We start from the raw sequence: 11787 nt of genomic DNA, 5'->3' as shown, positions 1-11787 counted from the left end.
TCAGCACACATTTGTTCCGCTGCCGCGTCGCTGGGTTGTCGAGCGTTCCTTTGGGTGGATGGTGCAATGGCGGCGCTTAGTACGTGACTATGAGGGACGCATCGACGTCTCCTGCGAAATGATCTATATCGCTATGGGCAGCTTACTTCTCAAACGTCTATTCGAAAATGAGTAGTTTTCAAACGGAATCTTAGCGGTTAGTGGGGCATTTGCTTACGATTCCTTGGGCCATATGCCCCAATTTCTGGGGTTAAAAATCGTCCTCATCGTTCCCATTGGATTAAATCGCTTTAAATACAATCGCTTAAGCTTGTGCGCAAATTTTCGACTTCGTGGCACAAAGGTTGCTGAAGTAGATACTGCAGGTCGTCATGTCGACGTGCTAGTTCAAATGACCACAAAATTAACCCGGAGGCAGGAGACGGAGATGCGCTTATCACTTAGACAAATTGCGTTTAAAGATATGACGAACGAGGAAGGTGTCGCAGCCAACAGCAGCCAGCATTTGCGGCATCCCATGCGCTGCGCTATCGTAATCACGATGGTGCTAAGCCTGTGCATGATCGCACATGATGCCAACGCCGCCTCCTCGGATGGATGTGAAGGTGGAGGGTTCACCGTATTGGGACGCACCTCCCCGCAAGATGCATCACTGCCCGCAGCCGGCCTCGGATCGTCCTTCCGGGTGCAGGGTAAGTATGTGAGCTTCGACGTGGATTCGGCCACCTTCGGTATTACGAACTACCAGATGACCGGTGCTCCAAATCCGCGTGATATCACCGGAGGTATCCCGACCCCGGTATTTGCAAGCAAGATGCCGGACCATCGGGGGCTTGTCCTGACAAGTAATGTAGACCTTGAACTCGAAGGGCCGGATCTGGTCTTGATGCGACAGGGTGTAGGCCTGGTCATGAAAATTCAAGCAAAGGACTGCGCTCAAGGCGGCATCTTCCAAATGGAAGTGGAACGTTCTGACCAGTCCAGAACCCTGTTCACGCATGTGCTGGCCCCTTCTGCTTTCTATTTCGACAACCCCAACTTTCGGGCGCGTGAGGGAGAAAGCCTTCCGTATAAGGACAGCACTGTTACGGTCAGCGCACGCATCAACTTCGCTAACGACGCTTCAGCGAAATTCGTCGGCCGTGATAGCCCGCAAGTTGCCGATCGTGTTCCGCACCCGTCCTGTACCAACCAGATTCGTACGAGTACGGGCGAACTCGTACCGGTACAACACTGCGGCGCTGTCTCCCAATGGCTAGTCGCGAGCGGCGGTCGAATGGGCCAAGTGATGGGAGAGGATGCAGTGGAGGTAGCACCGCCCTCTACCCTTTGTACCCACAAATGCCGGGCTCAGAACCGGGTGCGCGGTGCGGCGGTAGTGCTTGGTTTTCCCTTTCAGGTACCGGAGCAAGTACGTCTGAAGCCTCGCGCGCCGTGACCTAGGTGATGTAGCGCAAATACATCAAAAAAGAGCGATTAGTATTTGTCTTAAGTAAGTGGTCACCATAACCGGCATGACTGCTGGTTATGGTGCCTGATTTTTCAGGCCATACTTCTCCATCCGATATCTCAGCGTATCGCGTGAAAGGCCCAATAGAGCTGAAGCTTGAGTGACGTTCCAATTTGTCTTGCGCAACGCTTCGCTGAGGAAGTCGCGCTCCATCCGTTCCATATTCAGGTCGTCATTACCGGCTAACCTTTCGCATACCGTCACAGCTTTGGACGCAGGCGGTGCATTCCAAAGCCCGAGTTCATCCGCGTCCACGATGCCGTTCGAAGTCAGGAGCGCAGCTTTCTCCATCAAATTGCACATCTCCCTTACGTTACCTGGCCAATGCCATCCTAGGATGGCCTGTTCTGCGGCAGGAGTGAACCGCAGGTCGGTCTTGCCATACCGCTTGCCATGTCCAGCCAAGAACAGCTTGGCCAATAAAAGAATATCGCCCCCACGCTCGCGGAGCGGAGGCAGCGTCATTTGCACGGTGCGAAGGCGGTAGTAAAGATCGGAACGAAACTGCCCCTCCTCCACATAACGTTCGATGTTCTGATTGGTGGCGGCAATGATACGGAAGTTAATCAGCTTATCGCGTAGAGCCCCCAGCCTTCGAACTTTCTTGTCTTCGAGGACCTTGAGCAGCTTTGCCTGTGCCGCCAAGTCGAGTTCGGCGACCTCGTCGAGAAATAGCGTGCCACCGTCAGCCGCTTCTATCAGTCCCTGCTTCGATTGATGCGCATCAGTGAATGCTCCGCGTTCAAAGCCAAACAGCTCTGCTTCAAGCAAGTGTGGAGGAAACGAAGCACAATTGAGTTCGACAAAAGCCTGCTCCTTGCGTGGGCCTTCGAAATGCAGAGCCCTGGCCACCAGTTCCTTGCCTGTGCCGGTCTCACCGGTAATCAACACGGCTGGCAGGGCGTTGTCAGTCAGCATGCATTCAGCATTGATCAGACGTCTCATCAGATCCTTGAGCGCCAGCATCGGAGCCGATTCACCAATGATCTTGGCTAAGGCACCGTTCTCGGCCTGCTTGTTGAGGAAATAGGAAAGCTTTCTCTCGGCCCTTACTAGCTTGAGGGCCTTCTCAATGGCGATTTGTAGTTCGCTCAGCGCAACGGGCTTCGACAGATAGTCGTCGGCGCCAAGTTTCATCGCTTGTACCGCGATCTCAACATTCCCGTGACCGGTCAACATGATGACCTTGACATCCGACCGGCGCTTGCGGATCTCCTTCAAAACTTGCAAGCCATTCGATTCGGGAAGATGATAATCAAGAAGAACTACATCGGGTTCGAAGGAAGCAAGCTGGGCGAGTCCAAGCTCGCCTGTAGGCGCGATCATCGTTTCATACCCGCGGCGCTTGAGGTACGTCATGATGTTTCTCGCGAGGACCTGATGGTCTTCAATGATGAGGATCGCAGGGTTCATGGTTAACTTAATACCGGAAGTGTGACGATTACATTAGTACCCGTACCAAGCTGACTTCGGACCACGAGCAATCCACCGCAGCGTTTGATGATACGGTCCGCTATCACCAGCCCTACTCCCAACCCGTTGCCCTTGGTGGTATAGAACGGCATAAATATCTTGGACATCTGCTCCGCCGAAATGCCGGCTCCGCTATCGGTTACACGGATTTCCACCCGTTGGCGGCTATTGTCGGTTTTCCCCGTAATGGTCACAACGCTTCCCTCGCGGGATGCCTCGACAGCGTTGGCAATGATATTGCTAAGCGCCTGTGCCAGTAAGGCGCCGTCGCCGCGCACTCTGGGAAGATCTTCGTTCATGTCCAGTTCAATGCCGACGGCCTGCCGATAGTGATCTTGCGTTAGATGGCTGATGCTTTGTCGAATGGTCGACACGACATCCACGGCTTCGTATTGTCGATCAGACTGTTGGGAATAGGTGAGCAGCCCCCGTACCCATTTCTCCAGTCTGTCCACTTCGGAAATAATGTCCTGCGCGAAGTTGCTGCTGTCGGGCGCTTCTTCCTTCCAGAGCTCGGCCGAACTCCGGATCGAAGCCAGCGGGCTGCGGATGCCATGGGCGACGGCAGAAGCCATTTCACCGACAGCTGCAAGAGTTTCCGACTCGATAAGGCGATCCTGCTGACCGCGAATGACATGATCAGCGCGACGCACGATCCAGAACAGAGTGATGTAAAGAAATAGTCCGCTGACTGCAGCAGCAATCCAGATCAGCCTCTGTCCGGCCCTGATGGTGGAAAACAGCGAATCTGGAACCTTGTAGATTTCCACAACGCCCAGAATCTCCTGGCCATCCGTATCCTGGACCGGCATGTAAATCTCGACAAATTCGGGATGCCCGAGCGCTACCTGCTCCGGCCGGTTATGGTTCGCGTCGTCGATTTTTCCGGAAGTAAAGGAAAGCTCACCATCCAGCGCATGCCTCAGGTAAGGATTATCTTCGACTTGAACACCGGTCACCTCCCGATTGTTGGACCAAACCACAAGCATGTCGCGATTGAAGACGTTGGCACGGACGACGTCCGGCAGTGTCGTAATGTGCTTCGCAACATCCTCCAGGCTTAGGCTGAAGGCTTGGTCTCCTGCATCACGCCGATTTAGCAACTCGACCTTTGCAATACTGTTGACGACTTGCGTCATAGCCTCTGCGTCTTGCCGAAGAAATCGATCCTTGAGGAAGGATGTAAGCAGAAAGGATGATACAAGGCTGACCATCGCAATCGAAACAAAACTTAGGGCCAGAAAGCGCTGGCTCAGATTAAAAGGCGAATCATGTGATAGAGAGCCAGTTGCGTTCATCTGAGCCTCTGTTTGCGCTTGGATCACCAATGATCGATTTAATAGCGGTTTGATTTCTTGAGGTAAATCGATCTTTTTCGCGAAAACGCTCCAGGTTCACATTCAGCAAGCAGAATAATGACTATTTGGCGTTGCAGCGCTCATGGTACAAGCACTTATGAGACATGAGATAAATCCGTTCAGATAACCGTTGTTCGATAATTGCCGTATTAGAGTCAAGACCAGCTTATATTCGCTACCAATAAACGCCAATAGTATTGATGCAGTACCCTGCCGCAATTCGTCTAAGGTAAATAGTTATCCCGTCGCTCAAATCCGGAGGGGTACACCTCAAATTTCCATGCTTCGAGCCGAGGAGAATAGATGAATCGAATGTCTTCGACAGGACTGTTTTGACGACTGAGCGATGAGTCGAATGATTCATGAGTGGTGGCGTACAAGCCACGCTTACCGTGCTGGATGTGTACGTGGCATGCTCACTGTAACGGACATGGGAGCGCGTGCAAAACAACTTGGCCGTTAGCGTCGGGCCGTCGGACGACGATTATCGGCGGATACCCCAAAGGAAGGTTTGCCGCATAAAACCGTTGTTTCGGTCGAGGTGCTGCTACAAGAACTTATGTCACGCACTTGAACACAGTGCCAGTCAAGGTCTTTGACAGAGTATGCCGGGCTCGCCCCGCGCTCCGAGTGGGTGATATCCCGCAGATGCATAGGGCATATGCCCCATTTATAACCCATGCATTTTGAAATTTGCAATTTCCTAAGGATAATTCAATAAATTCAATGACTTGCGAAATTCGTAATGACCTCATTTCCCGGGCATGGTGGTTGCAAAGGAACGGACATAACGATGAAACGATATCGCACCAAAACATCAAGGAGACCCACTATGAGACCCTTACTGGATATGCGGATTCCTTTAAGATTATTCCAACCCGAAGAGCGAGACCTTGCAGGTGCCTTCCTGCAGTCATGTCGGATGAACGGTGAAATATCGGCGGCATTCATCTATACTCAGTTAATGCCTGCCCTAGAAGAGAACTTTGGCGGGCTATATGTTGTTTTTCCTAACTATTATCAGGCCGATCTTGGGAATATTCATCAACGATATCAGGTTCATTCTTCAGTGAACGGTGAACAACTTGCCGTATGGATCAAAGACACTGAAATTGACGAAGCACTGACATACATCGTTGATCATATTCATTTGAAACCATAAAGCGACGCTGGCTTGAATTGGAAGCCGATCAATCTCCTTTGCGTTGATACCGCTGCCGTTCGAGCGTCAGGGCATACAGGGCACACATCAGCTTGAGCACCGACAACCGAGTGTAGGTCTCCGAATTTTAATGCGATGGCCCACAACGCTAGCCCGCTATTCTCTTTGATGGTTCTTGCCATGCAACTGTAGAAGATTTTTACCCGCGAAAGTTTTCTCTTAACTCACGTAAGGCGAAGATATTGAAACAATAAGCTCCCCTATCTTTCGCTTGTTTTACTCCCGCAGGGTAGCAAGGGGATGACTTTAATCATGAGGAGAAATCGATGGCTGCTTCCGTCACCAAACATCAAGCTGACCCTGCTGATAGTAAAGGCAGTGCCCCTGTAAACCCCTTGCATCGACGTCAATTCATTATAAAAAGCACAGCGGCGGCAGCAGCTCTTGTCGCCGGTCGCACCTCGGCACAGGTTACAACCGGCAATCCACTGCAGCAAACGCCATCTGCATGTACTACGGTTACCGATCTGCCGACCCCATTGCGGCCAGACCCTCAAGATGCCTCACATATCTTTAGTGCACCTGAAACAGTGCTTGCATTCCGAAACCATGGAATGCAAGCCGAACTGTTAAGTCGGCCAATTACTCCATTGGGCTGTCATTACCTTCTCATCCATTTTGACATTCCCGACCTTGAAGCCACCGGCTACTCAGTGGCTATTGGCGGACGGGTCAAACAGCCCTTCAGCTTGAATCTGGACGACATCAAATCCAGACCGAAGATGACACAGGCAGTCACAATGGAATGTGCGGGCACAGGGCGTTCAACTCTGCATCCGCGCGCAGTCTATGTCCCCTGGTTCAAGGAGGCGATAGGCACCTATCAATGGGGCGGCACTCCCTTGCGCCCTTTCCTTGAGCAGGCAGGCTTGCTCGAGGACGCTGTGGAAGTCCTCTTCACTGGCTGGGATACAGGAATTGACCTCGGTGTTGAACATGCCTTTGAACGTAGCTTACCCATAGAAGACGCCATGCGCGATGACGTCATGCTGGCATGGGAAGCAAACGGGCAACCCCTGTTGCCACAACATGGTTTCCCGCTGCGCTTGGTCGTTCCTCATTGGTACGGGATGGCAAGCGTCAAGTGGCTACGTGCAATCACCGTACTCAACCAGCCATTCAAAGGTGTTGAACAGGAAAAGGTCTATCGGTACCAACAGCAAAAAGGCGAGCGTGGTGAGCCCGTACAAGTCAAGCGGGTACATTCCGTCATGCGACCACCCGGCATTCCGGACCTCATCACGCGCCAGAGATATGTTGCGCCCGGGACCCATATGCTGGAGGGGATGGCATGGTCTGGTTCAGGGCGCATCACAAATGTGCAAGTGAGTACAGACAACGCCAAATCATGGAAGAACGCAACTTTGGTGCGTACCCTGGAGGATCGCTTTGCCTGGATGCACTGGCACTTCGAGTGGACCGTCAGCGAGCCGGGAGATTATATCCTGGCATGCCGGGCCACAGATGAGGCAGGGAATCAACAACCCATTGACCCAAATGACCAATGGAATAGGCAAGGCATGGGGGTGAATGGTGTTCAGCGTATTGCTGTTACTGTTCAGGAGGGTATCGGCGGGGCACAACCGGATGTGCCATCGAAAGCTCGGGTCGCGGTAAAGGGAGCGGAGGCGCCTATTATTCCTAACGTGACAAACCAGATAGCAAAGCCGCGCTGAATTCCGATTTCAGCAGCTTGGATATCAGCCAAGAAATATGCAAAGCTCTCAGAGGCCGCTGTAACATTTGGCCGCTGGGAGCTTTTGCTTCTTCGAAAATCATCGAAATAAGGTTATCCAACTCAAATGAACACTGTAGACTTTGTTCCTGGTAAAGTTCTGGACGAGCTATTGCAATTGTGGAAGTCGTCAATTGATGTAGCTGATATAGGCGGCAAAGACCGGCGGGAATCAGTACGGGCCTTTGTGACACAGAAATGCATAGAAGAACTTGAAGCCGCTATGCGTCCAAAATCAGGACTACATTTAATACGCTAATTGAAAGGATTTTGCGCATGGGTCAACCGTAGTAGAAATAGTGGTTCCACGGAAAATGAAAGTCAAAGAAATCATCGGATGACTTCCGTTTCCAGACAGAGTGACAGAAATGTCGACCAATACACTCTTACAGTCTCTTGGCGACGTAGATTCGAATGTCACGGCTTCAGTGACTGTAACGGCAATGGGTCGGCCCAATGACTCGGCTGCGAACCTTCTTGCCATAATGTCCAACTTCGGTTCGTCATTGGCTCCAAAACCCATAAGATTGTTCTCAACGGCTGGTTGACGTCGAGCCCATGCTTGTTCTCACCGTTCCGGCTATGCACGCATAGTTAATTTAGCGACGTCGTTCACGTCACGGCAGCTTGCTGCTCATTAACCTTGTAATTCGGTGATGTGAAGTTGATTCTCACGGGCCTCTGAATCATATGCCCTGCTTCGGAAGCGCGCCGCAAAGTCGCATCAATGATTGGCTGGTGGTTTGCGGCTTCCGAAGTAATATTGACCTGATGAGACCACGCGGTAAACACGGTGGCCTCAACCTCGCCATAGAAGGTAGCGAATGCTGCATCGGCCGCGTCCATTCCGTGGGCAATTTTGATTCTGCCGGTGAGGGGGCGATTATGTCTGGCATCGTACGTATACCAATACCCTCCAAGGTACACTTCAACGTAGGCATGGAAATCACGACCGATGTCGCTGTCGGCGCTGTAGCTATTTTCGAGCAGGCGCGGTATATGTCCCGCTACATATCGGGCCGGCAGATCGAGCGCGCGGCACAGCGCGATAACGACATGTGCGAAGTCACGACAGACGCCGTAGCGCCTCCTAAGTACGTCACAAGCACTCAGCAGACTGCTGCCGGATCCGTATCGGTACTCGATATTGGCATGCACCCAGTCACAGATTGCCTGCACCTGCAGACCGCCCGCCGGAAAATCCCCGAAATTGTCTTTCGCGAAGTCAACTAGTCGGTCCGACTCACAGTAGCGGCTTGGCAGGGTATAGTGGATCACGTCAAGCGGAAGCTCTCCAATAGGGGTAACACCGGCACATATTCCATCGCTATCGGGTCTGGCTGGCAAGGTAAGCGTCGCCTCATACACAAAATCATTGTATCCAGGCAGAAGCGTGGTTCGGATAGCCCGGTTGCCATGCACATCCGTTTGCCTGTTTTCCTTATTCCCCGCACTCGTTGTAAAGCGTTCGTAAACAACCTTGCCGCAACTGTCGCCATGCGGCCTGAGCAGGAAAATGATTGGGCTCGGTGCTGCTGCAATGTATCCTAATCGACAGCCGATATGAACGTTGATTATGGCGGGTTGTGTATTGAAATACCTTGAATCATGCATCGCTTGGTTCCAGATTAGGTAAAGACTACGACCTCAGATGTAACGCTTCCTTACTGTCGACTCCCATATCAATTGGATCTCAAGATCTGCACAAAAACGCAATGACTATGCCAGTCGACAGAAAAAGCGATGCTGAGCAATCGATGAAGCGTTAGAAGAAAAATCCATAGTCACATGATCCGCTTGTATGACGTACGATGCGTCAAGGAGAGTGACGATGCTGGGGCAACAAAAACTGCTAGCAAGCTGGTTTTAGTCAGCCAATCGATGCTCTGTTGCTACCCTTGCACTCCGTCACCATATATAAAGCCATTATCGATTCTCATATTAATTATGCAACCTCCAACGTGAAAAAAAGCTCGCAAAAGCGAGCTTTCATTCACTACGCGGACCAATTGCCAAACACCTACGCTATCTGCATAGTGTCCTCGGCAAGATATCGCGACAACCCGTGCTATCTGCATGGTGTCATCGCATCTCGTATAAGTGGAGCTGGCTAACGAGATGAGCCGCGTACGGTACTTACGACGAATGCATCATCTGCTGGCTGCGTTGCAGTCGTCGTTTGAAATTAAATGGGGCGGATGTTGCTGGCCTTTTCGCCCTTCGGACCAGTGCCGCGCTCGAACGAAACACGCTGGTTTTCAGACAGGCTTTTAAAGCCATCTGACTGAATATCTTTAAAGTGGGCGAACAGGTCACTACCGCCATTGTCAGGAGCAATGAAGCCAAAACCTTTGGAATCATTGAACCATTTTACTGTACCAGTTTGAATACTCATGTTACATCCTTGTGAAAAATATAAGGGACAACGCCCGGAGCGCACCCGAAACCAAGGGAAATCTAACTGTAGGGATTCAAACAGGAATGGCTCTTGGGAAGAGCAAAAACAGAGAGAGGCCAACAACGACTAGGTCTTGATACAAGTGCAGAGCCAAGGATAATACAGGAAAACCCCTGATCTACCTAATCATATCTTCAGAAATTTTTGTCCTGTCAGAAATGACTTTAGAGAATGCATATTGCCTTGAACATATGCAAGTGCCTGAGTGTTTAGCCCATGCTGTTATTAGTACCTATACATGGGCGAGGGAGTTCGGACTACTAGTTGAGCAATTGCACGCTGCAGCCGGTCTTCTACCCGTTCTTTTCGAGACTTGTTACCAAATGCTCTCAGGTCGAGATCTGAAAAATACAGCCGTACCGTATTTGTTACCGTGCTGAGATCGAGACGATGTGCATACTCGTGCCCAAAGTCTGTGCCCATATCCCAGATACGCTCAGAGACTACTACGCCATGCTCTGCCCCAATATCCGTAGCTCTTGTTGATATTGCGGCTGCACCCGCCGCGCGGTTAATCGTCATACTGTTATCTTTTTCCATAGACCTGTCTCGAGTTATTAACGGCGACGTTGTTGTCTGGCGGGAGCCGAGCTGCGCTTTTCGATATGGCGGAAGGTAATTCGCCCTTTGCTCAGGTCGTATGGAGACAATTCAAGGGTAACTTTGTCTCCAGCGAGAATCCGGATGTGGTGCTGTCGCATTTTCCCTGAAGTATAGGCGACAAGCTTGTGCCCGTTATCCAGACTCACTCGGAATCGAGAGTCTGGAAGCACTTCAGCTACGAGCCCGTTCATTTCAATAAGTTCTTCTTTCGCCATATATTTTTCCCATACAAAAGAGTTGATGTTAACAAAGCAACGAACCCAATTTTCAGTTCCATCACCGGCTCGCGTGCCGAAAGCATAGTGCCGGCTAATTTTTCATACACACAGCAAAGGCTCGCACCTCTTCCTCTACGCTTTCAATTGCCACCTGGCGTATCTGTATGAAGCTTTAAACGCTCCGTTGCCCGCATTAGGCATATTAAAGATTGTCAGGTTATTGTCAGCAGTTTGTCAGAAATATGGCGCAACCTGAAAAATCATCACAATCATTAGGAGACAAACATGGCTGCCACTACATCGACGACTGCAAGTATTCCTGCGCCGACCTGGAAAACCATGAATGGCCGAGAAAAAGTAATTTTCATCGGTAAGCTTTGCATTATGATTTGCAGCGGCGGCTACATCTTCGGCGGCGTTCTCGTCGAAGGCATGGTCTACGAACAGTATCCCGACTAAGAATTCAGCAGCCGAGCCCGCAAATTGTTCCAGGTTGCAGGCACAAGATCAGCTCAATCAGCTGCGCAGATGGGTGTCGCAAGTCAGCTGCCATTTGCTTCCCCCAGAGACTGAAAAAGCTCGCCAAAACGAGCTTTTATTCACTACCTAACACAAGCCCTTCAACGACCCAAGCTATCTGCATGGTGTCACTGAGAGTCGGGATCTACAGCCCATGCTATCTGCATGGTGCCATATATCCGTACCGGTTGCATTATTCTCCGACGACCATCATGGGATGATAGTCAACGGTTGATGAATTGGGTGTCAACTACCCTGACGTCACTATGAGGTCGCAACGGCTCGACTACATAAAGGCTTAGATAGGACGGATGTTGCTTGCCTTCTCGCCTTTCGGACCGGTGCTGCGCTCGAACGAGACGCGCTGATTCTCACTCAGACTCTTGAAGCCGTTCGCCTCGATGTCTTGAAAGTGGGCGAACAGATCGCCGTCGCCATTGTCCGGTTTAATAAAGCCAAAGCCTTTGGCATCGTTGAACCATTTGACTGTACCGGTTTGAGTACTCATTTGTTTGCTTTCTGTAAAGATGAAAGGCGCAATGCCCAGAATGCGCCTGATATCAAGAGCCTGTCAGGATTTCTGTGTAAAGCGGGGTCATGAAATAATACCGAAAGGGATGTTCCATGACCGACGCAATGACCACCAAGAAGCCTAAAAAGCAGAAAGCACCACCGCCGTTTCCGGTCGAAC

At 51.0% G+C, this 11787-nt stretch carries 12 protein-coding genes; 5 read left to right on the top strand and 7 right to left on the bottom strand.

The features are described from left to right. Both IGW03_RS36255 and IGW03_RS36250 read left to right on the top strand, forming a co-directional pair. The coding region (locus tag IGW03_RS36255) for a transposase (protein ID WP_194727241.1) at window positions 1-175 on the top strand (175 nt) is incomplete at its 5' end. Window positions 176-232: 57 nt separating this feature from the next. After that, window positions 233-1438 (top strand): hypothetical protein, encoded by a 1206-nt coding sequence (locus IGW03_RS36250; RefSeq protein WP_228536316.1) that lies wholly within the window; start codon window positions 233-235, stop codon window positions 1436-1438. An 87-nt stretch (window positions 1439-1525) separates the two neighbouring features. On the opposite strand, the gene IGW03_RS36245 is transcribed toward IGW03_RS36250, so the two are convergent. After that, window positions 1526-2923: a sigma-54-dependent transcriptional regulator gene (locus tag IGW03_RS36245; RefSeq protein WP_194727240.1), complete on the bottom strand. Its 1398-nt coding sequence runs from the start codon at window positions 2921-2923 to the stop codon at window positions 1526-1528. 2 nt (window positions 2924-2925) lie between these two features. Then, window positions 2926-4281, bottom strand: coding sequence for a two-component system sensor histidine kinase NtrB (locus tag IGW03_RS36240; protein WP_194727239.1), 1356 nt, complete (start codon window positions 4279-4281; stop codon window positions 2926-2928). An 892-nt stretch (window positions 4282-5173) separates the two neighbouring features. Between IGW03_RS36240 and IGW03_RS36235 the strand changes: the two genes are divergently transcribed. Together IGW03_RS36235 and IGW03_RS36230 are read left to right on the top strand one after the other, a co-directional pair. Next, on the top strand, window positions 5174-5503 hold the full coding sequence (locus IGW03_RS36235; RefSeq protein WP_194727238.1) for a hypothetical protein: 330 nt from the start codon (window positions 5174-5176) through the stop codon (window positions 5501-5503). Window positions 5504-5829: 326 nt separating this feature from the next. Further along, a complete protein-coding gene (locus IGW03_RS36230) occupies window positions 5830-7239 on the top strand; it encodes a sulfite oxidase (protein WP_194727237.1) in 1410 nt (469 codons plus the stop codon). 671 nt (window positions 7240-7910) lie between these two features. On the opposite strand, the gene IGW03_RS36225 is transcribed toward IGW03_RS36230, so the two are convergent. The 4 genes from IGW03_RS36225 to infA all read right to left on the bottom strand — a co-directional run bounded on the left by IGW03_RS36225 (window position 7911) and on the right by infA (window position 10574). Further along, window positions 7911-8912, bottom strand: coding sequence for a transglutaminase-like domain-containing protein (locus IGW03_RS36225; RefSeq protein ID WP_194727236.1), 1002 nt, complete (start codon window positions 8910-8912; stop codon window positions 7911-7913). A gap of 571 nt (window positions 8913-9483) precedes the next feature. Beyond that, the gene (locus tag IGW03_RS36220) at window positions 9484-9693 is read right to left on the bottom strand and encodes a cold-shock protein (protein ID WP_194727235.1); all 210 of its coding nucleotides are present in this window, start codon (window positions 9691-9693) and stop codon (window positions 9484-9486) included. Between the two features lie 288 nt (window positions 9694-9981). Then, window positions 9982-10296 (bottom strand): hypothetical protein, encoded by a 315-nt coding sequence (locus IGW03_RS38545; RefSeq protein ID WP_228536315.1) that lies wholly within the window; start codon window positions 10294-10296, stop codon window positions 9982-9984. A 17-nt stretch (window positions 10297-10313) separates the two neighbouring features. Continuing rightward, window positions 10314-10574 carry a translation initiation factor IF-1 gene (gene infA / locus IGW03_RS36210; RefSeq protein ID WP_194727234.1) on the bottom strand — a complete coding sequence of 87 codons (261 nt, stop codon included), beginning with the start codon at window positions 10572-10574 and terminating at the stop codon, window positions 10314-10316. Between the two features lie 288 nt (window positions 10575-10862). On the opposite strand from infA, the gene IGW03_RS36205 reads away from it, so the two are divergent. Next, window positions 10863-11036, top strand: a complete 174-nt coding sequence (locus tag IGW03_RS36205; protein WP_194727233.1) for a hypothetical protein — start codon at window positions 10863-10865, stop codon at window positions 11034-11036. Window positions 11037-11394: 358 nt separating this feature from the next. On the opposite strand, the gene IGW03_RS36200 is transcribed toward IGW03_RS36205, so the two are convergent. Further along, window positions 11395-11604, bottom strand: coding sequence for a cold-shock protein (locus IGW03_RS36200; protein ID WP_194727232.1), 210 nt, complete (start codon window positions 11602-11604; stop codon window positions 11395-11397). Between the last annotated feature and the right edge of the window lie 183 nt (window positions 11605-11787).

Source organism: Noviherbaspirillum malthae, assembly GCF_015352985.1.
GTDB lineage: Bacteria > Pseudomonadota > Gammaproteobacteria > Burkholderiales > Burkholderiaceae_D > Noviherbaspirillum > Noviherbaspirillum malthae.
This window is presented reverse-complemented; position numbering and strand designations above follow the sequence as displayed.